Annotated in this window: 29 protein-coding genes and 2 pseudogenes; 2 read left to right on the top strand and 29 right to left on the bottom strand. The window is 53.9% G+C overall.

Annotated elements, in window-relative coordinates:
• Positions 1-22: 22 nt before the first annotated feature.
• The 10 genes from ACEVJL_RS03615 to ACEVJL_RS03570 all read right to left on the bottom strand — a co-directional run bounded on the left by ACEVJL_RS03615 (position 23) and on the right by ACEVJL_RS03570 (position 8521).
• Entirely contained in the window at positions 23-1627 is a 1605-nt protein-coding gene (locus tag ACEVJL_RS03615; protein ID WP_278903994.1) for a recombinase family protein, read from the bottom strand.
• A 75-nt stretch (positions 1628-1702) separates the two neighbouring features.
• Positions 1703-1915 carry a hypothetical protein gene (locus tag ACEVJL_RS03610; RefSeq protein ID WP_278903992.1) on the bottom strand — a complete coding sequence of 71 codons (213 nt, stop codon included), beginning with the start codon at positions 1913-1915 and terminating at the stop codon, positions 1703-1705.
• Between the two features lie 136 nt (positions 1916-2051).
• Positions 2052-2252 carry a hypothetical protein gene (locus tag ACEVJL_RS03605; RefSeq protein WP_119346631.1) on the bottom strand — a complete coding sequence of 67 codons (201 nt, stop codon included), beginning with the start codon at positions 2250-2252 and terminating at the stop codon, positions 2052-2054.
• Positions 2253-2583: 331 nt separating this feature from the next.
• Positions 2584-3006, bottom strand: a complete 423-nt coding sequence (locus ACEVJL_RS03600; protein ID WP_278903989.1) for an RNA polymerase sigma factor — start codon at positions 3004-3006, stop codon at positions 2584-2586.
• A 402-nt stretch (positions 3007-3408) separates the two neighbouring features.
• Positions 3409-4395 (bottom strand): hypothetical protein, encoded by a 987-nt coding sequence (locus ACEVJL_RS03595; protein WP_278903988.1) that lies wholly within the window; start codon positions 4393-4395, stop codon positions 3409-3411.
• Positions 4392-4949, bottom strand: coding sequence for an RNA polymerase sigma factor (locus ACEVJL_RS03590; protein ID WP_278903987.1), 558 nt, complete (start codon positions 4947-4949; stop codon positions 4392-4394). Before ACEVJL_RS03590 ends, ACEVJL_RS03595 begins: the two co-directional genes overlap by 4 nt.
• 301 nt (positions 4950-5250) lie before the next feature.
• Positions 5251-6615 carry a relaxase/mobilization nuclease domain-containing protein gene (locus ACEVJL_RS03585; RefSeq protein ID WP_278904193.1) on the bottom strand — a complete coding sequence of 455 codons (1365 nt, stop codon included), beginning with the start codon at positions 6613-6615 and terminating at the stop codon, positions 5251-5253.
• Between the two features lie 140 nt (positions 6616-6755).
• A complete protein-coding gene (locus ACEVJL_RS03580) occupies positions 6756-7043 on the bottom strand; it encodes a CD1845 family protein (RefSeq protein WP_278903986.1) in 288 nt (95 codons plus the stop codon).
• A gap of 294 nt (positions 7044-7337) precedes the next feature.
• Positions 7338-7859, bottom strand: coding sequence for a helix-turn-helix domain-containing protein (locus ACEVJL_RS03575; RefSeq protein ID WP_195560860.1), 522 nt, complete (start codon positions 7857-7859; stop codon positions 7338-7340).
• A gap of 200 nt (positions 7860-8059) precedes the next feature.
• On the bottom strand, positions 8060-8521 hold the full coding sequence (locus ACEVJL_RS03570; RefSeq protein WP_278903984.1) for an SLOG family protein: 462 nt from the start codon (positions 8519-8521) through the stop codon (positions 8060-8062).
• Positions 8522-8671: 150 nt separating this feature from the next.
• Between ACEVJL_RS03570 and ACEVJL_RS03565 the strand changes: the two genes are divergently transcribed.
• Entirely contained in the window at positions 8672-8986 is a 315-nt protein-coding gene (locus ACEVJL_RS03565) for a helix-turn-helix domain-containing protein (RefSeq protein WP_195560858.1), read from the top strand.
• A 139-nt stretch (positions 8987-9125) separates the two neighbouring features.
• Here ACEVJL_RS03565 and ACEVJL_RS03560 read toward each other — a convergent pair whose 3' ends face one another.
• From ACEVJL_RS03560 to ACEVJL_RS03515, 10 genes are all read right to left on the bottom strand, one after another.
• Positions 9126-9473: a plasmid mobilization protein gene (locus tag ACEVJL_RS03560; protein ID WP_110440530.1), complete on the bottom strand. Its 348-nt coding sequence runs from the start codon at positions 9471-9473 to the stop codon at positions 9126-9128.
• Positions 9470-9649 carry a DUF4316 domain-containing protein gene (locus ACEVJL_RS03555; RefSeq protein WP_278903982.1) on the bottom strand — a complete coding sequence of 60 codons (180 nt, stop codon included), beginning with the start codon at positions 9647-9649 and terminating at the stop codon, positions 9470-9472. The genes ACEVJL_RS03560 and ACEVJL_RS03555 overlap by 4 nt, the downstream gene beginning before the upstream one ends.
• Before the next feature lie 8 nt (positions 9650-9657).
• Positions 9658-10434 carry a defense against restriction DarA-related protein gene (locus ACEVJL_RS03550; protein ID WP_278903981.1) on the bottom strand — a complete coding sequence of 259 codons (777 nt, stop codon included), beginning with the start codon at positions 10432-10434 and terminating at the stop codon, positions 9658-9660.
• A gap of 134 nt (positions 10435-10568) precedes the next feature.
• On the bottom strand, positions 10569-10922 hold the full coding sequence (locus ACEVJL_RS03545) for a cysteine-rich VLP protein (RefSeq protein ID WP_278903980.1): 354 nt from the start codon (positions 10920-10922) through the stop codon (positions 10569-10571).
• A gap of 4 nt (positions 10923-10926) precedes the next feature.
• Positions 10927-11103: a hypothetical protein gene (locus ACEVJL_RS03540; RefSeq protein WP_195560854.1), complete on the bottom strand. Its 177-nt coding sequence runs from the start codon at positions 11101-11103 to the stop codon at positions 10927-10929.
• Complete coding sequence (locus ACEVJL_RS03535; RefSeq protein WP_374736885.1) at positions 11100-11840, bottom strand: DUF4366 domain-containing protein; 741 nt, start codon at positions 11838-11840, stop codon at positions 11100-11102. The genes ACEVJL_RS03540 and ACEVJL_RS03535 overlap by 4 nt, the downstream gene beginning before the upstream one ends.
• The gene (locus ACEVJL_RS03530; RefSeq protein ID WP_204876498.1) at positions 11837-12094 is read right to left on the bottom strand and encodes a DUF4315 family protein; all 258 of its coding nucleotides are present in this window, start codon (positions 12092-12094) and stop codon (positions 11837-11839) included. The genes ACEVJL_RS03535 and ACEVJL_RS03530 overlap by 4 nt, the downstream gene beginning before the upstream one ends.
• 11 nt (positions 12095-12105) lie before the next feature.
• On the bottom strand, positions 12106-13719 hold the full coding sequence (locus tag ACEVJL_RS03525) for a C40 family peptidase (protein ID WP_278903976.1): 1614 nt from the start codon (positions 13717-13719) through the stop codon (positions 12106-12108).
• Positions 13700-16084, bottom strand: a complete 2385-nt coding sequence (locus ACEVJL_RS03520) for a VirB4-like conjugal transfer ATPase, CD1110 family (RefSeq protein ID WP_368076352.1) — start codon at positions 16082-16084, stop codon at positions 13700-13702. Before ACEVJL_RS03520 ends, ACEVJL_RS03525 begins: the two co-directional genes overlap by 20 nt.
• A complete protein-coding gene (locus tag ACEVJL_RS03515; protein WP_374736883.1) occupies positions 16014-16388 on the bottom strand; it encodes a PrgI family protein in 375 nt (124 codons plus the stop codon). Before ACEVJL_RS03515 ends, ACEVJL_RS03520 begins: the two co-directional genes overlap by 71 nt.
• A gap of 89 nt (positions 16389-16477) precedes the next feature.
• Here ACEVJL_RS03515 and ACEVJL_RS03510 point away from each other — a divergent pair, with 89 nt between their 5' ends.
• On the top strand, positions 16478-16948 hold the full coding sequence (locus tag ACEVJL_RS03510; protein ID WP_278903974.1) for a hypothetical protein: 471 nt from the start codon (positions 16478-16480) through the stop codon (positions 16946-16948).
• A 52-nt stretch (positions 16949-17000) separates the two neighbouring features.
• Here ACEVJL_RS03510 and ACEVJL_RS03505 read toward each other — a convergent pair whose 3' ends face one another.
• From ACEVJL_RS03505 to ltrA, 9 genes and pseudogenes are all read right to left on the bottom strand, one after another.
• Positions 17001-17573: an MT-A70 family methyltransferase gene (locus ACEVJL_RS03505; RefSeq protein WP_425475190.1), complete on the bottom strand. Its 573-nt coding sequence runs from the start codon at positions 17571-17573 to the stop codon at positions 17001-17003.
• Positions 17574-17575: 2 nt separating this feature from the next.
• Positions 17576-18361, bottom strand: a complete 786-nt coding sequence (locus ACEVJL_RS03500) for a DNA-methyltransferase (protein WP_278903973.1) — start codon at positions 18359-18361, stop codon at positions 17576-17578.
• Positions 18351-18602 carry a hypothetical protein gene (locus ACEVJL_RS03495; protein ID WP_278903971.1) on the bottom strand — a complete coding sequence of 84 codons (252 nt, stop codon included), beginning with the start codon at positions 18600-18602 and terminating at the stop codon, positions 18351-18353. Before ACEVJL_RS03495 ends, ACEVJL_RS03500 begins: the two co-directional genes overlap by 11 nt.
• Positions 18603-18616: 14 nt before the next feature.
• Positions 18617-18892 (bottom strand): annotated as a pseudogene (locus ACEVJL_RS03490) (hypothetical protein); the annotation flags it as partial.
• Positions 18893-18994: 102 nt separating this feature from the next.
• Positions 18995-20827, bottom strand: a complete 1833-nt coding sequence (locus tag ACEVJL_RS03485; RefSeq protein WP_278904188.1) for a group II intron reverse transcriptase — start codon at positions 20825-20827, stop codon at positions 18995-18997.
• A 574-nt stretch (positions 20828-21401) separates the two neighbouring features.
• Positions 21402-22070 carry a VirB6/TrbL-like conjugal transfer protein, CD1112 family gene (locus ACEVJL_RS03480; protein ID WP_484489532.1) on the bottom strand — a complete coding sequence of 223 codons (669 nt, stop codon included), beginning with the start codon at positions 22068-22070 and terminating at the stop codon, positions 21402-21404.
• Between the two features lie 12 nt (positions 22071-22082).
• Positions 22083-22295, bottom strand: a complete 213-nt coding sequence (locus ACEVJL_RS03475) for a Maff2 family mobile element protein (protein ID WP_050004291.1) — start codon at positions 22293-22295, stop codon at positions 22083-22085.
• Positions 22296-22392: 97 nt separating this feature from the next.
• Positions 22393-23499, bottom strand: a pseudogene (locus tag ACEVJL_RS03470) (VirD4-like conjugal transfer protein, CD1115 family); the annotation flags it as partial.
• 135 nt (positions 23500-23634) lie between these two features.
• On the bottom strand, positions 23635-25411 hold a 1777-nt coding region (ltrA, locus tag ACEVJL_RS03465; RefSeq protein WP_374736881.1), incomplete at its 5' end, for a group II intron reverse transcriptase/maturase.

The raw sequence follows: 25411 nt of genomic DNA, 5'->3' as shown, positions 1-25411 counted from the left end.
AAAGGAAGCGAGGTTTTGTTTTTTATGCGGCAATCGTCACGATGTCCAGCCCGCCGCAGAACTGCTCAAAGTCGATATTGAAATCAATGTGCAGCTTGTAGTCCCGATAGACATCCACCCGCTTGATTAAGCAGTTGACGATCATTTTTTTGGCCTCCATACTGGCCGTGTCGTACATTTCAGCCCATGAGATTATATCGTCATATTGGGCGTTCAGCGAAGCAAGCACCGTTTTCCCTTCGTCATAGGCTGCCTGTGCCGTTTCCATGTTCTCTTGAAGCTCCTGGCATTTGGCCTCGGCCTCGGCAATCAGAGAGCTTAACAGCTCCTTGGAAAAGGTGCTCTCCCCACGGATCGTCTTGATAACCTCGCCTTTCAGCGTTTCAAGGTCAGCAGCGGCCTTGGCGTATTCCGCCCGGACGCTATGGAGCAGGCTTTTCCGTTCCTCCATCTTTTCCCGGTAGCGGATATTGACTATATCGCTTTTGGGGATTGCTTTCATGCGCTCAAAGATCTGGCGCACCAGCTTATCAATGATCCCGTCAAGGATATGGGCCGTGTAGCCCGTCTGACCGTCACAGTCGGTCTGCTTGCGGGTTTTCCCGTAGCAGACATACCGCACACGCTTTACCACCCGATTGGGATCTTCCTTGCAGGGATAAGCCTTGCCGTTGGTGGTGAGGGACAGCCTCGCCCCACAATGACCGCAATACACATTCCCAGCCAAAAGGGAGTTGCCCCGGGTGTTCAGCGGGATATGGCGTTCTTGTTCGGCGCTGTTGGCCCGGGAAGTACGGATATGCTGGGCCGCTTCAAACAGCTCCGACGAAATGATTTGCAGGTGGGGCAGCTCTTGGGAGCGGCTTTCCCCACACCGCAGGACGCCCGTATAGGTGAGATTACAGACAATGCCACGGATACTGGCGTGGTGCCACATCTTACCCGTTCTTGCCCGGTAGCCCTGTTTGTTCAAGTAGGTGGCAATCCGTTGAGCGCCGAAGCCCTCATGCACATACTTGTCAAAAATGATCCGCACCACGGCGGCCTCGGTTTCGTTGACTACCAGATCGTAGAGCTCATGCTTGCGCTTGTTGAAGCGCCCGCTTTTCACAAGGTCATAGCCGTATGGAGCAAGGCCGCCTTTGAAGCCGCCGCCCTCAACAAGCTGGCCCAATGCGGTTTTGGTACGGATAGAAGTCTTTTCGCTTTCACCGTCAGCCTGCCAAAAACGGATGTAGTTAGTGAGCTTGTCCGTGTGGCTATCGAAGCGTTGCTCCCCCTCTTGGGTGCTCCATACCTCGATCCCGTTTTTTACGAACCATTCCACCACAAAGGGCGTTTCGTCAGCGATACGCCCGATGCGGTCAAACATGAACACCAGCAGAATATCAAACTTTTTCTGCTTTGCCAGTTCCTTGATGATTTGCAGCTTGTCCCGGTTTTCCGCCCTTACCTTGTGGCCGGAAACACCTTCCTCTTGTTCCTCGTGGACAATCACCCAGCCCATCTTTTCGCAAAAGGCATGGCAGGCTTTTCGCTGCATGGGAATGTCAGCTTGGTTTTTATCGTTATGATCCACCTGCTTGTCGGTAGAAACACGGTATAATGTGCAAACTCGATTTTTCATTGTTGACCCGTCCTTTCATATTGTCAATGGGTCAATATGAAGATACGGTTCAATACACAATCTATTATGTAGTTTTCAAGGTACATGGTGTCTACCACCATCCTTATTATACCTCTGCTCGGGGGGCATCACAAGGATGTCGCCCGAGCCGGACTTGGGGGAGCTGTTGGCAAACGACGCCAGCAGGATTTGTTTCAAATGGCCGGAAATGGCCGTGTTTCGGGTTTCGGCAAAGGTGGCAGCAATCTCGTACCCGTCCACCTTTAGCGTGGTAGAGTTTCTCGGCATAGCGTTACCTCCTCAACGGAACGAAAAACAACAACCTAAAAAGTTCCCCGTGTCCCGTGGGGAAACGCAAGAGGGCGGCACCTTCGGCGGTGCCGCCCTCTTGCCTTGCTCCACTTTGGGACAAGTTGTCCCAAGGTCAGTAGGGGCTGTTCTCAAAGTGCTGCTGGGCCTCCTCCAGCCCGCAGAAGTCAAAGACCTCATGGAGCTCTGCCACCACACGCCGGATGTCCGTGGGAGAAAACCCGCAGTTTTCCATAGCGTAGATGACATAGCCACGACAGGCGTTGTTGCTCCACGGCTGGGCAAGCAGGGCCGCCAGTTCGGGATCATACTTCATGTTGGTTTCCTCCTTGATAAAAAGTATCGGGAGCGCCACGCTCATTTCCTTGGCCCGTCATAAGACAGCAATACTCAGCATGACGCTCCCGAGGGGGCGGCGGCCCGGAGGGGCAAGCGGCCAGCTTGTCCGTTTGCGGATCGTGGCCGTGGGGTGGCTTGTCCCACTTGCGGCGCTGGTGTTGTTCGCTCGTTCTCCTGCCTGAGAAGTCACAGCGCACCCGCCGCCCGGCTCCTCGCTCTATGGCTCGGGGCCGCCGCTATTCAGTTGTTGATCGGATGTAACTCCTCTCATATACCAAGGACAAAAAACATCCCAATGCGGGGGCAACTTACAAAACTTTTTTCAAATATTTTTTCATGCTCTCCAAACCGAGCTTCACGGACTCCCGCACCGAGCTTTCATTGACACCTTCGGCCTCGGCCACCTCCCGATAGCTCTTGCCGAGGATCACACAGGCGTCCACCCGGCGGCCCTGCGTTTCGGGCAAGGAATTGAGCGCAGCGCACAAATGGCAGAACAGCTCCATGCGCTCCAGCAGCTCCTGCGGGGTGGGTTCAGAAACGCAGGCAGAGTATTCGATCCCGTCCTCGCAATCGAGGGAATACTGCGCTTTGTTGCGGATAACACGCCGCTGATAGGCAGCCTCATACAGCCTGCTTGCCCGGAGCTCGTCGGCTACTTCCTCGGAAACCTCTATGTATTCGTCGTGGGTGTACCACGGATAAAAGTCTTTCAGATTGATCGTCGTCATTTGTAATTCCTCCGTTCAGATGGTTAGGGGGTGAATGGCGATCTGAACGGAGGGCGGCGGGGAACGACACCCCGGGCCGCCTTTGCCCACTTCGGGACAAGTTGTCCCAAAGCAGCCAAAACAAAATGCGCCTGTGTACCACAAAGGCACACAGGCGCAGGAAATTACATATTCACTTAAAAGCTGACAATTTTCGCATCCGCCACCGGACTGATCCCATCGGAAAAAGTAGCTTTTTTTGATGGGTTAGGCGGATGGAAAATGAGAGCTAACAAAAGGCACCTCCTTATTAAACTTACATAAAAGCCGATTGTTGTTGGTGTCAAAATAGCAACCGCAGTCTATTGCAGCATCTGAAAAGTATTTGTTCTTGCTGTTTGAGTTTTCAAAGACTTATTCGCCTCATGCTGGCTTATCTATCTTCAAAATATCGTGTACGATAGAAGCCTGTTCCGCCGTTAATTGGTTGTACGCAATACCAGAATACTCGTAAAACATATTCGATACTGCAGTATACTTTAAGCCATCAATTTCATTGCCATAGTCTGTAACAAGTGTCAAATAACGACCTAACCATACGGCCTCGTGAGATGTTTCTGTATCGACTGCTGCATCTGTACTTCCCAGCTTTATCTTGTCCCAATTATTTTTCCCATAGCAAGTTAAGCTACAAAGAATTTCATATATTTCTTTAATGCTATCTTCACTTGTTATGACCTGTGACCCGATCTCTGCTTGAATCGCTTTTCCTACATTTGTGTTATCCATTGTTGCCGGATGGACTTTTATCTCAGAAATATTGTCGGCGGAAGCTATTTTGTATACAATTTCCAAAACATCCCGATACGCATATTCATCGCTATCAAAACACATGAATTTCCAAAGAGAATAGTTTCCGTTATTATTTTGAATTAGATATTGCAAATCATCATGCCCGGAAACACAATACCATGTTTCTGCTCCCGGAACGAGTGTTCCTGTACTTTCCCTTAAAATGTCACTATCGACTGAACGGATTTTCTCATATAAGCCATCATATTGCCCGATTGTTACAGAAGCAATTTCGAGTGTCTGATTAGAATAATCTGAATTACTTTCTGCAAGTAAAGCGGACACAGATATAAAAGTCTGATTTTCTGGTGACGAGGATACAGGAGTGGAAGTATGATCTTCTGGTGATGGTGTATCATCTGATACCAAAGGAGTTGTGATGGTTTGTGATGGAGATTGCGAAAAATGTATTCCACCAATAACGAGCAGGCACACACAGGCTGCCATAGCGCCCCATTTTATCCAGCGTCTGGTTTTTGGCCGCTGATAAGCTCTTGCATCAGCGATTGCCTCGTCATTGATCGTTCCGATAGCATCCAAAATCTGATCATTTCTCATTGGAAGCCCTCCTTATCTAAATAATTACGCAGGCTATTTCGTGTCCTGTGAAGCATAACCTTTACTTTACTTTGCGAAAATCCAAACCGCTGGCATATTAAAGCGATAGGATCAAGATACCAGTATCGGCAAATAAAGACCCGGCGTTCCATAAGGGGCAAAGCCATCACAAAGCGATCAATCGCTTTTCCCAATTCTGCTGCTTCGATTGCTTGCTCAACATTAGTACCAAAAGGTACACAGTCAGACAATTCATCCAAGGCCAGAATGATTTCACCGCCACCACGCTTCTCTGCGTTGCGGGCTCTCCACTTATCAATGGAAATCCGGCGGGTGATTTTCCCCAAGAAAGATGACAGAACAGATGGACGCTGGGGTGGCATACTGTTCCAAGCGGCAAGATATGTGTCATTTACACTTTCGTTTGCATCCTCTGTATTGGCGAGGATATTATGGGCTATGGCATAACAGTATTTTCCGTATTTTGCGGAAGTTTCATCTATGGCTGTTTCTGATCTTGCCCAATAGAGATCGACAATGCGGGCGTCCTCCATTTGCTGCCTCCTTTCACTACTTGATAGGGCCCTTCATCCATCTACTCGTAATCCAGAAAAAAAGGTTACAGCTTTTTTGATTTTCTTTGCGGAAAATGTCGAAAACCATTTTTACATTGTACTCAGCTAATTCCCAAAACACAACGGTGGGGGTAGCGCACTAATGGCAAGCAGGGCAAGTGTGGCCACACTTGCTATTTTTGCAGCCCGAGGGGGCCGCAAAAACGCTTGTTGGGGAGCCTCCCCAAACCCGGCACTTCGGGACAAAATGTCCCAAAGTAAATTGTCTGCGTCACCGTCGCTACCGCTCCTGTTCCTTATTCTTGTGCCCGTCCGTCACGCCCAGCAGATAATCAATGTTGGTCTTGACCGCCACGGCCTGCCGCATTTCCTGTTGGGCGGCCCGGTACTTGGCGTACAGGGCCTTTTTCTCCGCCGCCAGCTTGCGGCGCTTTTCTTTTAATTGGGCCATCTTGGGCAGTTTGGCCCCGTCCAGCAGATCGTTCAAAGCGGCCTTGGCTGCCCGGTAGTCCGCCAACTCCGCCTCGTGCTGGGCCAGAAATCTCTTGCTATACTTGGCCGCCTTGTACTCGTCGAACACGGGCCGGGTCTTTGCGTATTGCACCACAGCCCCCATGAGCTCGGAAGTATAGGCAAGGTCAGCCTCAGTCTGCCGGAGCTGCTCCGTCAACGCATGGAAACGGGCGGACGCAGCCTCGGCCTCGGTGGTGAGCTGGTCATATTCTCTGATCTGATGCTCCCGCATGAATTGCAGAGCAGCGGCCATCTGTTTAAGGTTATACACCTTGGCCCACCGCTCATAGGCCGGGCCTTTCCCGGAGCGGAGCCGCTCCTGTATATCCACGATCAGATCGACACGCCTGGGCGCAGCGGGGGGCGGAGCGTCCAGTTTCGGCAGGGGGTGCTTGCCTGCAATTACATCCCGGATGTCCCCGGGATCAAAGCCTTCTCCGAGGGTAGATGAGCGGAGCCGGGTGGCCCGCTGCTGCCCCGGCACAAGGAATGAGATCGCACCGCCCCGTCCCCGCTTGACCGCATAGCCGGACTCCTCCATGAGCAGAAGAAAGGCGTCAAAGCTGTCCGGGCCTTTTGCAAGTGCATCGTAGATGGCCGCCCGCAGTCGTTCCTTGTAGGAGGGCTGGCGCTCCGTCCCGATCCATGCTCCGTAATGGAGAAAACGACCCTTGCTATGGAGCTTGGGGTTGGTGATCACAGACAGGTCATTTTCCAGACACACCCGGTCAGAGAGCCGCCGCACCGCCCGGGCCGAGCCGATGAAATCCCGGAATTTGTGGGAGCAATCCAGCGAAGTGGAGTTGTAGTAGATGTGGTTATGAATGTGCTGGCGGTCTGTGTGGGTGGCGACGAAAAAGGCATACTTGCCCTTTGTCCAGCGCATCGCCGTTTCGTAGCCCACCCGGTTTGCCTCCTCCGGGGTGATCTCGCCCGGCTTGAATGACTGGCGGATCTGATAGCACAGTACATCGGCATCCCGCCGCTGTTCCCGGCCCGTGGCGGCCTTGTACTTGGCCTTGGAGAGCAGGAACTCCGCATCGGCGGTCATGTAGTCGCACTCGTAGGAGGAAATCAATTCGCCGCCCTGCGTCTTGTCCGGGTTTTGCCCATAGTCAAACCGCTCTTTCAAGGATTGGGCAACGGTTTCACCCTTGCTGATCTTGTGCTTTTTGAAATAGGTTGTGGCCGTAGGCAGCCCTCCTTTCGATACGACAAACGGCGGCTGTTGCCAGCCGCCGCTCAAACTTTGGGACAAGTTGTCCCGAAGTATCAGCCTGTGATGAAATCCTGCAAGGAGTATTTCAGCGAGTAGAGCCTGTCCATAAGCCAGTCAGCGATGGCCGGGATGCCAAAGGGCGAAACGAGAAACGCCAGTACAAGGAACACCACGCCGCCCAGCGTCTGGCCGCCGATGAACAGGACAAGGGCCAGCAGGGTCAGTACTACGCAGCCTATATGACACAGGGCCGAAGCCACGCAATAGAGAAACGACACGATGGCAACGAACAGGGTCAGCGCCACCACAAAGGGGGCGGCAAGGATTTTGAGAACGATCATATCAGCTACCTCCTGTAAAATCTGCTTGGTTTGTCCTCCTATGATAATTATAACTCCGTAAAAATAGGGGCACAAGGATGTCGAGCTGATATGACTTTGGGACAAAATGTCCAGAAGTTTATTGTTATCGGTCAATTCCTTACGGGATTTCTCCCTCGGTTTCGTCATGGGGGCTCCTTTCTGCTCATGGGCAAAAGAAAAGAGCTGCCATTTTCTATGCAAAAATAGCGTTCCTCTCCAAAAAGGCTATTAAACTTTTTGTGGTTGTGTGTCTGGCTCGGTAATAACTGTGTATTATTTTTTGCTTTTGAACTTGATATATGTTCCTATTCCAAAGAGTGCAATACCCAGAATAATAAGGGCAATAGAAACAGTAAAGAAGTCCATAGCACCATAGCCTTTGAGCAAGCCAATAATCCCTACCGTTCCATTTAATGTAACATCATTTAGTGTAGCCAGCGTCATTAGAACAACAGAGAAAAATACGCCTATCAGCGAGATGAATACGCCCATCATCATTATTCCAGACATTTTAGCACCCCCTCGTTGAGAATTTTCTAAAAGGCTATTTATTATTTGAAATTGTATTGCTTGATTAACGGCGTTTGTATTTTCCAACGGGACTTTGCTTCCAAGTAAAGTTTCCACAGACACTTCTAAAACTTGCGATAATTTTATAAGCATATCTCCATCTGGAATTGATAGTCCCTTTTCCCATTTCGAGATAGTCTGGCGCACAACATTTAATTTCTCTGCGAGAGCCTCTTGGGAAAGCCCCTTTTCTTTTCGTGCTTTTTTCAAATTATCTCCAAACATATAGTTCAGCTCCTCTCTAAGTTATTTTTATTATACTCAAAATATCCCGCAGCCACAAGCAACCAAAAGCAACGCAAATTAACATTTGGTTCCGTATGCACTATTGGTCATGCTTAAAAAACAGGTCTATAATTTTTTCATCGTCTATTCGACAACCAGCTTTGAAGCGTGCAAAACTTTAGGACAAAATGTCCCGAAGTTTATACCCGTATCATCCGGACTTCCTTCCCCAGCGTATGAGCATAGCGCATGGTGAAAAGCGTCCCTCCACGATCTCGCCCATCATAAACAGCGATCACCCGCTGGGACTCCCCAGCCATATAACGGTTTCGCTGCATGAAGTATGAGTGCTCATATTCCTCGCATACAATCTTGACCCCGTTGCAGGCCCGCAGCAGCTCATGGAATTGTTGATTTTTCGTTTTTATGCGGCCCGCATAGGGAATAGCTGCCTCCAAAAACAGCTCGGGATGGTGTTCCATTTCCTCGGCTACAATGGCCGCAAACATGAGGTCAGTTCCCTCTGCAAAGCCAGAAATAAAACGGGTATATCCATCCTCAATCGCCGCCCGCACTTCCCGCCGGAGCTCTTGCTCTACATAGGCAATTCGTTCAGCCGGAATATCCCGATGCCCCGTAACGCAGCAAGTCTTTTTGTCCATTATAGTCCTCTCCTTTTCGCAAGATTTGAGCCTGTGTATATTCAAAAGATAAAGGATTTAATATCGTATGTCAAGGAATACACAGGACAGCATATCGTATTTAAGAGGGGTGTACGATATAGAATAATGCGAGAAGGGAGGGTTGTTCCCGTGTACGAGGAATTTACTCAAAACCGTATCGCACAGTTGCGGATGCAAAAGAATGTTTCGGCCCGTGATATGTCGCTGTCGCTGGGCCAGAACAACAGCTATGTCAATCAGATCGAGAACAAGAAAGCCCTGCCATCTTTGCAAGGTCTGTTCTATATCTGCGAATATTTTGGCATTACACCACAGCAGTTTTTTGATGATGGCAACGCCTATCCTGCCCAGATTGCCGATCTGGTAGAGGATATGAAGAAGCTGGATGCTGCTTCATTGGAGCATTTAGCAGCGATTGTAAAAGAAATGGTAGGCAACAAATAACCTCATGTGCGATGCAAGAGAACAGGGACAAGACAGAGATCAGCGAATCTTCGCCTTGTCCCTATTCTTTTGGTTACTTCGGGACAATTTGTCCCAAAGAAAAAAGCCGGGGAGCAGCACAAGGCCACTCCCCGACAGGTCAGAGCTCCACCACCGCCGACAGCTTTTTCAGCAGATCGGACAGCGGCCCCCAAAGGTCAGCGTAGTCCCGTTGCAGGGCCTTGATCTCGTCGGGGTAAATGCCGCCGTAGGTGTTCACATGGATTGCCACTTGGTTGAGGTTGTTGGCGCACCGCCGCTGGAGGGACACCAGCTCCCGGATGTCCGAGAGGTCAACATGGAGCACATAGCCATTCAAGGCCATTTTCCGCACATAGGCCCCCATGTTGGAAATGCCCGCCTCGGCCATGCGTTCCCCGATCAACGCCTGCTCCTCCGGCGTCACCATGACATGAAGATGGACGCAGCGGCGGCGTTTCTTTGTCACCGCTCCTCACGCTCCCGGCTCCTGTGCTTGTTGGGGGGCTCCTTCACCTTGTCCAGCTCCTTTTCCGGGGGCTGGGGCGGCAAGGCCGGGGCGTTGTTCAGCAGGCCGTCGATCATGTTGTAATTCTGCTCGGTGGACAGCTCCACGGTTTTCAGAGGGTGATCCTGTTCGTGCATAGTACCTCCTATCTCTCGTCACGGCGGGGAGCGGACTTCTTGGGGGCGGTCTGGCCCCGGTGCTCCTCGGCCTGTTTTTGGGCGGTTTTCATCTGCTGGGCAATCGGCTGTTTGTCCTCCTTGTGGGCCTTTGCTGCCGCTTGGCGCTCCACCCCATGAGCACGGGCGGCAAGCTGCTCCGGGGTGACATACTCTTTCGCCACATAGCTGCCGAAGTCGGGGTAAAACCATGTCAGCCGCCTTTGCTCGGGGACATGGTGGGCATCCTCCCATTTGCCCACCACCTGAGCCTGGGCGTCCATCTGCCGCCGGATGTCCAGATTTTCACGGGCGGGCCGCAGCTCATAGTCCCGCATTTCCCGATCCGTCAAGGGTTGGGCATAGGTGATCGCCCCCCATGCCTGAAACGCCTCGCCCGGCACCTGCTGGCGGGTAAAGTAAACATCCATGTGGATCGGGCGGTTGAAGTAACTCTTGGGGTAGGTGCCGATGTCGATAGGCCGCTGGGTGGAGTAGTATTTGTAGGTTTCCTTGTCCGGGGCCTGCTCCACCTCCTGCACATGATAGCGCCGCTGATAGTCCTCGGCCCGGTTATGCAGGTCACGCTCGGCCATATCCGGCTCGTTGTGGTAGTGGCCCCAAAAGTAGTCCCGGTGTCCGTCCTGCTCGTTGAATTGCCATGTCACATAGGGGTTTGGGGCCTTGGGGTTTTCCCCCAGCACAAAGCCGCATTTGTTGTCAAACAGGATGGTGCGGCGGATCACATAATCCGCATTGATCTCCACGGGCAGCCTCCTTTCCAAAATGTTAGCACTATTCCGGCAAAACCGGGGCAGACGGGAAAAGGTATTGCCCCCTCCCGAACCGGCCCCGGAAAGCCTTGTGACAAGCGGGTTTTCCGGGGCCAAATGCTAACGCATTACCCCCGGTATTTCCGCATATAGCCCCGCTGCTTTTTGAGCCTTGCGGCCTTGGCGCAGCCGGAGGAACAATACCGTGTCCGCCCATCCGGGAGAAAGGCCCTGCCGCATACCGGGCAAGGCCGTGTTTCCGGGGCGGGGCCTTCCGCAGCAAGGGACGCCTCCAGCACGGGATCATTGGGCAGCACCGCCTCCCGGAAGTAGCGGCACAGCGCCCCCGTCCAGCACTTCTCCAGCATATAGCAGGGGCAATCCAGCGGCAGGCAACCCGCATCCCGGTCATAGTTGGCGCACAGCCTTGTCACCAGCTTGCGGATGGCCGCCTTTTCCTCACGGGTCAGCTCTCGGGCCACCGCTTCACCTCCCGCCGCCAGTGCCTTTCAACAGCTCCCGGTAGCAGGCCACGCACCCGATCCCCCGCCAGTAGGGGCAGCCGTGGCAGCGGGAGCCCTCCGGGGCCTTGACAGGCTCGGGCCGCTCATACCGGGGAACCTGCTGCATCATCGTTTCATAAGGGCTGTTGGTGAATTTCATTTGTCGCCCTCCGTTTCGTCCTCGTCCTCCTCGTCCCACGGCGGGGTATCGTCGTAGGTTTCCAGCTCGTCCCCGTAGTCCTCCTCGGTTTCAGCGGCCCGCTGCTGCTTGGGGCGGTAGACCTTGAAATACCACCCAGCACCGCCGCCCACCAGCGCCACCGCCAGAATGAGCAGGAGCGTCCCGGTGTTTCCCCCCGTCTGTTCGGGCTCCGGCTCTGTGGTAGGCTCCGGCTCCTCCACGGGTTCGGGCTCGGGCTCCGCCCCCACGCACTCGGTCATATTGGTGGAGCAGACCGGGCAATCCATATTGATCGCCCCCGCCACGCACTTTTCCGTACAGGTACACTCGGGCAGTTCCGTCCCGGACGCCTCCAGAGCGGCAAGCAGATCGGCCTCGTCCACCACGCTGAAAAAGTAGGTTTCATATTGTTCAGCGTCCTCGTCGGTGGGCTTGTCGTAGTCAATGACGATGTAAAAGGTGCTGCCGCCGCTGGTCTGGACGGTGATAAATTGCTTGTTGGTGTGCTCGTCATAGAGCAGATCACGGGTCACAAGGTTGCCCTCCTCCGTGAAGCCCTCGCCGGGCTCAATGGTGGGCTCGGGGGTGGTGGTTTCCTCCGTCGGGTCAAGGCCCTCCCATTCGGGGCCGCCCCCGGCGTAGGCCGTGACGGAGAAGCCGCACAGAAGAACAACGGCGCAAAGCGCCGCTGTCAGCATCTTAATTCGCTTTTTCATTCGCTGTCCTCCTTATCCTCAGTTTCGGACTTCGGGACATTTTGTCCCAAGGTGGCCCCGGCCCGGATCTGCTGGAGCACCACGGGCAGCTCGGCAAGAGGGATGCTCATGCCCCGCACGATGTCCACGATCTCGCTGTTTTCCGCCTCCACCTTTTTCTGTTCCAGCTCCTTCAGCCGGGCCTGCTGTTCGGAGATTTTGGCCTTGACCTTTTCGATCTCAGCCTCGATCTTTGCGCTTTTGGAAATTGCCATGAAAGCCTCCTTTACGGTAAACGCCCGTAGGCGTAGAAATGAGATTGCCAATAGCTGCTGTTGAGGTTGGCGTAGCTGATGGGATCACCACAATGGAGCATCCAGCCATCCCCCACATACAGCCCACAATGGCTGACCCCCGGCGTGTCGTAGGTGCCGACAAAAAACACCAGATCACCCGGCTGGGGCGAGCTGGTGGGGGTACAGTAGTTGTATAGGCCCTGTGCGCCCAGCCGCCCCACATTCCAGCCGCATTGATTGAGCACCCATGAGAGATAGCCGGAGCAGTCAAAGGAAGTGGACGGGCTGGAGCCGCCCCAGACATAGGGATAGCCGATATACTTTTCCGCCTCGGTGAGCAGGGCGGAAAAGGTTTCGTCCGTCAGATATTCCTCGGGGACTTCATGCTCCACGGGATCGCCCGTGTACTTGCCCACATAATCGGAGCCGGGGAACAGATCGGGACGGTTGCCCAGCGTCGCCATGTAGAGGGCATACCGGGAAAGCTGTTCCTCGCCCATGATGTAGACAGGCAGGTGGGAAAGGTTTTCGCTTTCCAGCGTGACATAGCAGATATACCATGTGTAGGGATCGCCCTCTGCGTCATACCGGGTTTCCGTTACCACCGTTTCCGTGAGCGTGTACTGACGGTCAAAGAGCATTTGCAGGGTGTCCTGCACCTCGGCCAGCGTCCATTCCCCCTCATGCCATGCGCTGATGATGGACAGCAGCACATAGGGATCGTGTTCTATTTCATCGAGGTCAAAATGGTATTCGTCGTAGCTGTGGGTGCTGGTGTAGGTGTCCAGATAGTTTTGCAGATCGGCCTCCATGCTGGAATAGGCAGCCTCGGCCCCCAGCAGGTCAGCGTCCTCGGCGGGATAGGTGGATGCCCCGATAGCCCCCGCCGTGCCGTTGCCCAGCGTTGCCAGCGAGGACATACAGGACTGCATCATCACCAGCAGCAGGAACACCGCTACAAACAGCAGCGCCCCCACGGGATGCCGCTTGACGAAGCCCACGGCCCGGGCCGCCAGCTTTTCCGTGGTAACTGCCGTTTTTTCGGCGGCCTTGGCTCCTTGCTTGGCGGCCTCCCGTGCTTGTTTGGCATATTGCCGCTTGATCTTCTGCTTTTGGAGCAGCCGGGACAGGGCGTTGCCCCGCATTTCCGGGTGCTCCTGGACAGCCATGCGGTAGTGATAGTCCGCCGTGGCCTTGATGTGCCTGGACTCGGCCTTGCGGACAGCCTTGGCCGGGTGCTCCCGGATTTTCTTTTGCACAAATCGCTTGCCGTGGCGCAGGGCGGACTCGCCCACCAGCTCGGAGCGGTGAGCGCCCTCGGTGCCCACATTTTCCTGCTCCACCTCAAACATCTTGCCATGCACATACCCGTGAACGCCGCCGCCCACCGTCCCGGCCACCCGGCGAACCGGGCCGGGCGGTTTGGGCGGTTTCTGCTTCGCCAGCTTTTCTTTGGCCTTCTCCAGCTTTTCACCCCGCTTTTCCATGCGGAGCTTGCTGGCGGCGGTCTGCTCCTGCTGGCTCTTGTGGCGGAACTTGGACTTGGGGGACTTCGGGACATTTTGTCCCGAAGTGGCCCCGGCCTTATTCGTCTTTTCGTTCATGGGCCATATCCTCCGGGCGGGTGGTCAGCAGGTTATAAATCTCTCCCTTGGGGAACCGATCCACAAACGGGATGGTCACATTTCCATAGAACAGCAGCCCCTCGCCGGAATTGGAATGGGTGATATAGGAGAGCTGGTGCTCAGAAATGCCCAACTGCTTGGCGAGGATCGCTCGGTCACTTTGGGCCTGCGACAAGAGAATTAGAAAATCCGTGTTGTCCAGAATGTTGGAGATGGCCGGGCTTGCCAGCAGGTCTTTCACATTCTGCGTCAGGGCGCTGGGGACGCAGCCCTTTTTGCGGAGCATCTTCCATACGGCCACAAAGTAGCTGGCGGTGAGCTCGTCCCGCAGCAGGATATGGAACTCGTCAAAGTAGCACCATGTAGCGATCCCGGCCTTGTGGTTGGCGTTCACCGCCGCCGTGACAAACTCGTTGGTGGTGTGCATAGCGATCTTGCGGAGGTTTTCGCCCAGCCCTTTGAGGACGATGCACACCACCCGGGAATTGAGGTTGACATTGGTGGGATGGTTGAACAGGTTGAGGGAGCCGGTGCAATAGAGCTCCAGCGCCGTTGCCACACGGCGGGCCTCCGGCTCCGGCTGCTTCAAAAGCTCCTCGTACAAATCCTGCAACAGCGGCGTTTTGGCCGTTTCCAGCCCCAGCGCCATTTCCCGGTACACCAGCCGCACACAGCGGTCAATCACGGTTTTCTCAATGGGCTGCAAGCCCTCCCGTCCGCCCACGATCAGCTCGCACAGGGACAACAAAAAATCCGCCTTCATAGAAAGCGGACTTTCATCGTCGTTGGCGTTCATCTGCAAATCCATAGGCGAAATGTGGTGGGGGCTGTCCGGGGCAATCTCAATGACCTGCCCGCCCAGCCGCTGCACCAGCGGGGCATATTCGCCCATCGGGTCTACCACGATGATCCGGTCATTGGTGGCGAGGAATACATTGATCAGCTCCCTTTTGGCGGCAAAGCTCTTGCCGGAGCCCGTGGAGCCGAGGTACATTCCGTTGGCCGATTTCAGCTTTTTGCGGTCAGCCATGATGACATTGTGGGAAAGGGCGTTCATGCCGTAGTAGAGCGCCTGCCCGTCCATGCGGAGCTCCCGGGTCATAAAGGGAATGAAGATGGCCGTGGAACTGGTGGTCATGCCCCGCTGGATTTCAATGCCGTTGTACCCCAGCACCAGCGAGGACACGAAGCCCTGCTCCTGCTGCCAGTCCAGCCGTTTCAAGGCGCAGTTGTATTTCTGTGCGATGCCGCCCACGGTGAACACATCATTTTCCAGCCGCTGCCGGGTGGGAGCGATGTTCACCACGGTAAAGGTCAGCAAAAACATCCGCTCGTTGCGGGACTGGAGATCGGCCAGCAGCTCGGCGGCGTCCTTGGAAAAGGTAATGAGGTCAGGGGGCAAAATCTCCATATCGTACCCGGCCCGCACCGCCTTTTTCTGCTCCTCGGCCTTCATGCGGCCTATGTCAGAAATTTTCCCCTTGATAGTTTTAATTGCTCTGAGCTGATCCACCGTTTGGATATGGAGCGTGACGGTGAGCTCGGCGTCCAGCTCCAAGATTTCCGCCAGCAGCTTGTCCGAGAGCTCCGACGCTAAAATCTGCAAGTAGGACGCAGCGCCCCACGACTGGCCCACCCGGAAAGTCCGGGATTGCCGGAAGTCGAAGCTGTCCGGGGCGATATAGTCCTTCGTTCCCATGCCGTGCTGGGGAATGTCCTTCCACGAAAAGCGGAACGGCTCCCGGCTCCCCGGGTGCATCTGGCCGTGGAGCACCGCCAGACGGTCACGGCCATCCAAGGGCTGGGACTGCACCCCCAGCCGTTTGAGGTTGCCCATGACATCCGCCTCCACACGGCCCAGCCGGGGCCGGGCCTCGCCCACGCTGCCAGCGGGCAGCCCAAAGGTGATGTACTTGGTGCGCTCAATGCCGTTGTTGCTCTTGGCAATCTGGCCTTTGAGCATCTCCACATATTCATGCCGGATGCTGTTGAACTCGTCCTCCTGTTCCGGGATGTTCACCTTATAGCGGTTGGCGCTGCGGGAACGGCGGTTGACAAAGGAGAGCTGAAAGGGCAAGGAACTGTCAAAGTAGTTGAGAAACGAGCTCCACCCGCCGAAGATGGCGGTCTGATCCTCGGTGGACGCCACGGCGTAGTTGATGTCCTCATACTCCACGGTCTTGGTGTAGAGCCCGCCGGGGAGCTGACAGATCCCGTCCGGGTGCATCGCCACATAGGGGATGGTCTGCTGGGCGGATACCACCGCCCGGCGCTCATTTCTTTTTGCGTTTGGTTTTGTTTTGGCTGCGTTCAATAGACTCCTCCTTTCCTGTGAATGGAGCATAGATATTCTGCGTCCGATAGGGCCGGATGCCGGGGCGCAGGAACTTGGTGTTGATCATGTTCCGCAACACCTTTTCAAAGGGAAGCCCGTCCTTTTCGTACATCGCCATGAGAAAGGCCGGGAGCATGATCCCCAGCATGACGAACAGCGCCCCGGTGTTGCCGATGGCCCCACGGGTCAGCAGATAGGTGGGAACCCCGATGGCCGCCCCGATCCCGAAGCAGATCAGCTGCCGCTTGGTGAGGTTAAAGGCAATCTTGGTTTTGATTTTGGACAGGTCATTGGGGACATTCACATAGGGCATATTCAGCCTCCTTCCTTGGAATATGATGTTTTCATGCTTTCGGAGCTGTGATATAATAAGCCAAATCCTTATTACAGGGGGGCACAGAGATGAAAAGTGCAGATATGATTGCTAAAATTGACGAGCTAATTAAAGGGCCCGTTTACCACATTGATATTTTCCCATGCACAGTCCATCCAAAACATGACAACCGCTGTGTTGAAGTTGAGAAATTTTTTCAGCATAACAGAAAAGAAATTGATAAAAAATTTGTGAATATCCTCCTCAAGCTATATTGCTATTATGATTTTTGCGTTTCTGCATGGGTGTCAAAGCACGAGGTTTTTGAAAATCCAGATTTAGACCGACTGATAAGCCTCATTGAACATTGTTTTGAGGGAGAATGGGAAGCAAGAGACTACATCAACATTGTTTTGCCAGAATGTAATTCCATGATCATATTGAATGGCGATGATTTGTATATGGGGGTCTATCACCCAAACGAAAGTCTGAAAAATCTCATTCTGGAGTTGGCCCAAAGCGAGGGATTATTTTTCCATAAGATTTCGGCGGATGGTTAAAGGTAATCTTGGTTTTGGACAAGCCATTGGAGAAATTCACATAAGGTAGAGATCAACCTCCTTTCATGCCCACCTTGGGACAATTTGTCCCGAAGTTCTGAAGCGTGGACTGTACCTCGTTGCCCCACACATCCCAGCCGGGCGGGGTCTGCCGGGCGAACAGCTCCACACGGGGCAGATCGCCCATGAGGGCCACAATCTTGTCCCGGGTTTCTCCCGGTTTTTTGCTGTGGGCCTCGATGGGCGAAATAATAAACTGGTGGATGTTGGCCGCCTGCCGCTTGGGGTGGCCCCGTGTCGCCAGCAGACACACCTCCGCATTGGCCCGTGTCCAGAAGCCCAGCCCATAAAACCAGCTGTCCGCCTTGCGGTTTTTCTTGAGCCAGACAAAAGCCACGCTTTTGTAGGTGAAGCCCCATTCCCGGATCAGCCGCAGGGCCTCCGGGAGCTGGGGAAAGGTGGCCCACAGGAAAAGTGCGCTGTCCGGGGCCGCAAGATCGGCCACAGGCAGCGCACAAAGCTCGTCTATGCTCATGGTGGGGTAATGATGCTCCGCCGCCCCCTGCAAGCCTTTTTGGGAGTAGCGCCACGGGGGATCGGCATAGATGATGGAATATGCTCCGATAATTACACTCCTTTCCCGCCACGCTCCACAGCCAGCCGTGCCTGCTCAATGCGCTGGACGGCGGGGCCATAGATGGCCGGGGCGTTTTCAAAACAGATGAAGCGGCGGCCCGTATTGAGGGCCGCCACCGCCGTTGTGCCGGAGCCAGCGCAAATATCCGCTACCACCGCTCCTTCGTCGGTGTAGGTCTTGATGAAGTATTCGCACAGCTCCACAGGCTTTTGTGTCGGGTGGATGCCGCCCATCACCGTGGGGACAAACAGCACATTTCCCGGATAGCGCCGCCCATCGCTGGAGCCGGTGCCTTGCCGCACAAATTTCCCGTAGTTGGCACTCATGCCGCTGCTGGTGTGCGTCCGGGTGTATGGCTTGCCGTAGGTGAATTGCGGGTGATAGACCGGGGACTTCTGGTAAAACACCAGAATGTTCTCCGACTTTTTCAGCGGGGCTCGGTTGGCGTTGAGGAAACCCGTTCCCCGTTCTTTGTACCATACCCACTCATAGCGGAGCATGGACAGGTTGGACGCCCCCAGCACCTTGTCATAGGGGCATTGGGCGAAGAACAGCACCGCCCCGTTGGGCTTGACCGCCCATTTCACCGCCTCCCACAGCTCGGGGAGCGGCAGCGGCACATCCCAGTAATTCCGGGTGGTGCCGTAGGGCGGATCGGTGAGCAGCATATCAACCGAGTGCTGGGGCAGGGACAGCAGCCCCGTGATCCCGTCCATGAGGTAAAGGCCCTCCGCCATGTTTGGGACATTTTGTCCCAAAGTGGCTTTATCGGTCATGCCCGGACTCCTTCGCCGCTGCCTTGGCGGGGCGGGCGGCGTTGTCCCGGGCGGCCTGCGTGCGGCCCTCGGCCAGCCGCTGGGCAATCGATCTGGCGTCGCTCTCACCGCCCAGCAGCTCCCGCTTTTGCAGCACCTCCTCCGTTTCCGCCATGAAACGGTACACATCCGCCTCGGAAAATTCCTCCGGGGCTTTTCCATTCCACAGGGCCGTTCCGTCCGGCCCGTATCTTCTTGGCATACAACACCCCTTTCTTAATGAGCACTAAAGATGCTCCGGGCAATCGTCCCTGTTTTGAACAGGCAGAAGCACAGCAGCACCGTGTACCCCACACAGCCCCAAATGGCCCCGATGGGGTCGCCGCCTGTGGCGATCCCTTGAATGAGCACCGCATAGATGGCGACGCACACAAGGATCAGCATCCCTTGGAATCCCACGGCAAACAGGGACTTCAAGTAGTTTTGGCCCACGCTGCCCAGCTCCCGGTTGGAGAGGGTCGCCACGGGCAGCGGAGCCAGACTTGTGAGCAGTAGGGTAAGAACCCGGCGCCTTGCCATATCGCTATGGCAGGTTTCCGAGAACTCCCCTCCGAACCGGACTTACACCTCTCAATGTATCCGGCTCTCCAGATGTCAGTCTAATTTCCCGGCGTGTAACTTATCGTGACAGTCAACGCAGAGTGCCATTGTCTTGCGCTTGCGCCCAATCATGGCAATTTCCCATTGTTTTCTGCCACTCAAATCTTTGAGTTTTCGTACATGGTGTATTTCAAGCGGCACATTCTCTGCGCCGCACCACTCGCATTTATTCGCTTGCAGTCTTTTAATCAAGCTGTTGCGTCCGTAGTTCTCAACTACTCTTGCTACTATGTCGGGATTGCCGCTTTCAACTTTTGTATTCCGGCGGAATCCGTTATTGTAGAACAGCACCTTTCCAACCTGTCCATTTTTCTTCGGATACTCCACAACAAAATCTTTCCCTTGGCGGTACTTCTGAATGATTCTGCTGATTCGTGTTCGGTATTTTCCGGCAAAGGTCTTGAGCATACTGTATCTCATCACATAGTAGAAGTTGTTGAGGACAGACACATTGTTTGCGAGCCGGTAGTAGTTGTACAATCCACGGATTTCTGCGTTGTACTGGTTCAGGATTTCCAAGTCGTCCAGGTGCAACAGGCGGGTGCGCCGGATGGGTTCCCAAACCTCCTTATTTCCATTCTGCTTATCATATTTGATTTTGAGGGCATTGTAAGATAACAGTCGTTTAACCCATTTGTCATGGGGAACATAGAGCAGGACTTTTCCGTTGTTCACTCGTCTGGTAGCCCCCGTCTTGGTCTTTTTGTTATATTCGCCTTTGGCGATTGTGACCTCGTATCCCAAAAACTTTGCAAAGTCATGCCCATGGGTAATCAATGTTTTTTCTTCGGACATTTCCAGATGAAGTTTTTCCCGGATAAAACAGCCTACCTCTTGTTTTACTTGTTCTGCGTCCTCTTTACTGCCGATAACTCCTATTAGAAAATCATCCGCATATCGGACATAGCAAATCCTTTTATAGCTGTCGTCCATCTGGTCGCTGTACGGTGTAGATTTCAGACTACGCCGCAGTTCCCGGATTTCTGCAATTAAGCCCTCTTTTTCTTCCTCGCTCATTTTAGAGAGATTTCTTTTAAGCCTTTGCTCTTTGCCACGGCAAACATCAAGCTTTTTCTTGAACGCAGGATTGATTTTACGACGGTTTCCGCAGTTAAATTTTTCTGCGTATTCTGCCATGTAGCTATCCAGTTCGTTCATATAGATATTTGCAAGAATAGGGCTGATGATAGAGCCTTGCGGAGTACCAGAATATGTATTGTGGTAGTTCCAGTCCTCCATATACCCGGCTTTCAGAAACTTCCAAAGCAGACCAATGAAATGCTCATCTGCAATCCGTTTCCGTAGAATTGCAACCAGTACATGATGGTCTACATTGTCAAAACAGCCCTTTATATCCCCCTCAACGAACCACTTTGTCCCTGTGAAATATTTCTGCACATACTTGAGCGCCGTATGACAGCTCTTGTTCATGCGGAAACCGTGGGAGTGGTCGCTGAAGGTCGGCTCATAGATACTCTCCAGTATGAGCCGCACCACCTCCTGTATCAGTTTGTCGTCGAATGACGGTATTCCCAAGGGGCGCATTTTCCCGTTGGATTTCGGGATATATGTTCTCCTTGCGGGGTTTGGCTGGTAGCTGAAATCCCGCATTTTTTTAATGAGGGCGTTGATCCTCGCCATTCCCATGCCGTCAATGGTTTTGCCGTCTGTTCCGGCTGTCATATTGCCTGGTTTCGCCTGTATCCGCTGGTATGCCAGCAGATAGAATTGTGGATTGTACAGGTTGCGGTATAACCGCTCATACTTGTAACTCTTGTTACACGCCTTGGATTTTAGGCTTTCCAACACATTCTCAGGACTTCTCATAATGCCCCACGCACCTTTCCTTTTTATGAGTTGGTTGACATCCTGCCTTCCTTCGCCATGTAGACGGCTTTCCCGTCCTCGGACTACTACGAAGGCTCCGTTGCCATGCCGGATATTCAGCGTCATCTTTCTTGGGTTTTTACTCCTTGAAATTTTTCACCTTGCGGCATTACGCATAGCCGGATACTTCCGGCGTTCCGGTTTAGGCAATCTCCAGTTAGACACTTTGGGAAAAGCGTATTGTGATGTCGGAGTGGGTTTTCGTCCTTTTCCGCTTACTGCGGCTGGCTGTCATAAGTATCCTGCGGTCAACGTCTACTTGTCGTTTCCCGCTATGACATACGGCGAATACAACCATCCTGCGCCGCCGGGTCGAGTATCCCGCCTCGGACTGCCCTTAAAGCAGTTTAGCCTTGTTCCTCATTCACAATGTTGCGTCTTGCCGCTCAGTCGTGGGTAGATGGTTTCCCCAACTTGCGACGTCTCCGGTGCGCTATTGTCCCCCTTGTAGTTTCCCTCCGGGGTAAACCGGCTGACGCTAAAGTGACGTTTTTCACGTCTTTGATACTTTCCTTTACCGGCTTGCCAAAGCCGGATTCCCAAAATGCCCGCGCACCGCCTGTGGATGAAAAGCGGCGCTTCTGGACGCGCGGTAAATTTCAATCATGCGCCCGTAGACGATGACGAAAATCACGATGTTCAGCGCCCACATGGTCACATGAATGAGGAACGATTGGAGCCACAACCCCAGCAGGGCTCCAAGGCTCATGGTTTCCAGACTCGCCTCCAGCGTGTCAATCATGGAGGAAGAAATGTCCGTTGAGCCCTGCACGATCCCGGCTGCGCTGGCGATCACGCTTTGGGACACATCAAACACCGCCATAACGATATTGAATGTGTTGGACAGAATGAGGATGGCCGCAGCCGTTTTGAAAATCCACTTGAAAAACAGCCAATAATCGAGATCATGCAGGTTGTTTTTCTCGATAATGAGCTGGATCAGCTCATAGGTGGCAACAAAGGTCAAGACCAGACCGGCAACCGGCAGTATCACCGTTTCAGAAAGCTGCCGTATGAGGGAAAAGACCCCGGCGTTCCACGCCGCCGGGGTTGTCCCCACTTGCACCGCAATCTCTCCGACACGGGTATTGACCGTATCAAAAAGCCCCGTGAGGTTGCCCATGATCCCCTCAATCAGAAGCCCTTTTAACCAGTCTGTCAGCCAGTCGGTGAGAAATCCCATAAGCTATCGTCCTTAAAACAGGCCGGACAGCAGGGGGATCAGGGTGGTGCCCAGCACGATGATGCCGCCGCCCGCCATGAGCTGCTTCATGCCCTGGCTCTTGGCGCCGGGGTTGTCCGAACCGTAACCCTCCAGCAAATTCACCACGCCCCACACGCCAAGGCCAGCGCCGAGGGCAACAACCAGCGTCTGCAAAGTGTCGATGGCAGAAGAAAAGAACTGCATATAGCCTCCATTTCTCCGGGGATACCCGGACATGAAAAAAGCCGCCCATACAGGCGGCGCTTGCCGCACCTTGGGACAATTTGTCCCGAAGTGCTGTTTATACAAAGGCGTCCGGGTCATCGAGATCGTCATAGTTGAGGATGTCCTCGTCCTCGTCTGTGAGCGCCTCGTCCGGCACGGTCGCCTCGTACACCTCACATTCCTCGGCCAGCCCGGGCCGCCTGCGGCGGTTGATCAGCTTGTCGAGGGAAAAGGCGTTTTTCTGTTTGTCGGCCTCCGCCGTGTACTTGTAGTTGGGGTGCTGCTTCAAATCGTACTTCTTGGAATAGAACGGGGGCAGGCCCCGGAGCTGCAAGATGCACCTATCGCCGGGCATGGTGGCAAGCTCGCTGGGGGTCATCAGCTCCCGGCCCAGCCGTTGGTTATTCTGGCTGTAACTTTCCGACTGGCCCCGTGTCCGGCCATCTGTCTGCATGGAGATCGTGGCCTTGCCCAGCCAGTTTTCGGAAATCTCCTTGATGGTGGAGCTTTCCCGCCCGCCGAGAAAAATCACGCTGTCCATGTTTCCGATAATCGTTTCAGCGTTTTTGTCATAAATGGCCTTGCATTGGGCCAACTGCTGGTAAAAGAGGGTCAGACTGACCTCTCTGGAACGAATAACGGCCACCAGCTTCTCCAGCGAGGGCACCTGCCCCGTGTTGGCCGCCTCGTCCCACAGCACCCGCACATGATGGGGCAGGCGGCCCCCGTGAACATTGTCCGCCCGTTCACACAGCAGATTGAACATCTGCGAAAAGGCCAGCGCCACCAAAAAATTGTAGGTGCTGTCGGTGTCGCTGATGCAGAAGAAAGTTGCCGTGCGCCTGTCGCCCATGCGGTCAAGCTCCAGCTCGTCATAGGACATGATCTCCCGGAGCTGGGGAATGTCAAAGGGAGCCAGCCGGGAGCCGCAGGAAATCAAAATGCTTTTTGCGGTTTTGCCGCTGGCCAGCTTGTACTTCTTGTACTGCTTCACCGCAAAGCAATCCGGCTTGCGCTGTTCCAGCCCCTTGAACATATAGTCCACGGCGTTGAGAAAGTCCTCGTCATCCTCCTTCACTTCCATGCCGGAGATCATGTCAACCAGCGTATTCATGTTGCGCTCCTCCTCGGAGCCCTCAAAAATGATGTACCCCAGCAGGGCGCAGTACAAAAGCGTTTCGGCCTATAGTGATAGGTAATCCTTTGAAGTAATCGCCGGATTTTCCCCCACTCCACACCGGACATGCGACTTTCACCGCATCCGGCGTTCCATCGATTGTGTTATCAGGCATTTAATCAATCACCAATAGAAAGTTGTTCAGATTGCCGCCAATTTCGCGGCGGTACGCAGGTCGTTGATTTTGGTCAGTTGTTTTCTTGTAACAGTCAGTTGCTTGCAAATGCTCTTGAGAGCGGTGGCGTCCTGGTCGGTCAGCAAGGGCAGATACCGTCTGTGGAGCAGCACCAGATTGCTGTATCGCTCCTGGCCGCCTTGTTCCTTTGGAACCTTCATGTGACACACAATGCTGTCCGGCTGCAAGAACCATTCACCGCTGACGGCGCACTTGCCCTTCTGGGCAGACAGCAGGGAGAGCCTGCAATCGGCATATTCCAGGCTATGGCCTTGTGGCGGATGTTCCCGCAGATACGCAAACAGGGTCGTATCCATCTCCAGATTATCGTGTATCTTTTTCCGTCCCGCCGGAGAGAAGCAGCAGACGGCGGCGCTGATTCCGATTGCGGTTTTATACTTGATGAACGCGATGGGGTAGATTGGCCGGTTGATACCGGACACATACCGCACCATTTGAGAAGCGCCGAAACGCTCCTTTTCACTGTCTGTCATAGCGCCGCCCTCCCGGACGAGCTGACAGCCGGTTTCCGTGTTCAGACGGTTGGTCAGCACTGTCATAACTCTGCGGTGGATTTTTCGGCAGTCCAGACTGATACAGGTAGCAATCCTGTAGTAGTTCTGGATGCCCAGCACCATTTCGTCAAACAGGCCGATTTCGTCCGGCTGCGTTCGCCCTTGGGCCGGTTTTGCAATGCGCTTTGCCTGCTCCACGAGCTTGCTTTCTTCCAACTGTAGCTTTTTGTCACAGATGTGGGACTTCACGACATACTTACCACCCTTGCGGTACACCATGATTTTGAAGCCGAGAAACTCGGAGTATCGCTTTCGGACATTGACAATGCGTGTTTTCTCTGGGGAGACCTCCAGCTTTAACCGTTCGGTAATCCACCTTATGACAGCCTCCATGGTCTTCTCCGCGTCCTCTCGGTTCCGGCAGAAGATACGGAAGTCATCCGCATAGCGCACAATGAACATTTCTTTGAGATTGCTGTTCCGCATTTTCTGGTAGCCCTTGCTCTTGTCAAAGACCTCGGAGGTGCGGATGGTGCGCCATGTTCCGTAGCGGTTTGCCACGGGGTGTTCCGTCCATTGGCTGTCGATCCAGTGATCCAACTCATTGAGCACCACATTGGCCAGCAGCGGGGAAATGATCCCGCCCTGGGGCGTTCCCTTTGTCGGGTAGACGGTGCTGCCGTCCGGCATACGGATGGGAGCCTTCAGGATGCGCCTGATGACAAACAGAAGCTGTTTGTCCTGGATGCCCAGCGTCCAGAGCTGCTTAATCAGTTTGCTGTGGTTCACATTGTCAAAGAATCCTTTGATGTCAAACTCCAAAACATAGTGTAAGTGCGCCCGTTGCAGCAGGGAGTAAGTACGGGAAATCGCGTGCTCCACTGACCGATTTGGGCGGAACCCATAACTGTTGTTGCTGAACTTTGCCTCACAGATGGGTTCCAGGATTTGTTTGATACATTGCTGCACCAATCTGTCCCAGATGCAGGGGATACCCAGCGGCCTGGTCTTGCCGTTTGGCTTTGGGATGTCCTTCCGGCGCACTGGTTTGGGACGGTAGCCGTGTTCGCTGCCTGTGACGATTTTTCTGACCTTACCGATGACCTCAGCCGGTGGAAGCCGTCCAATGTCACCGATATTCTGCTTGTCTGTTCCTGCTGTGTAGCTGCCTGTGTTGGTCTTGATATTTCTGTAGGCCAACATGATGTTGTCCGGGCTTAATACCAGT

Source organism: Flintibacter porci (assembly GCF_041925195.1).
Taxonomy (GTDB): domain Bacteria; phylum Bacillota; class Clostridia; order Oscillospirales; family Oscillospiraceae; genus Lawsonibacter; species Lawsonibacter porci.
This window is presented reverse-complemented; position numbering and strand designations above follow the sequence as displayed.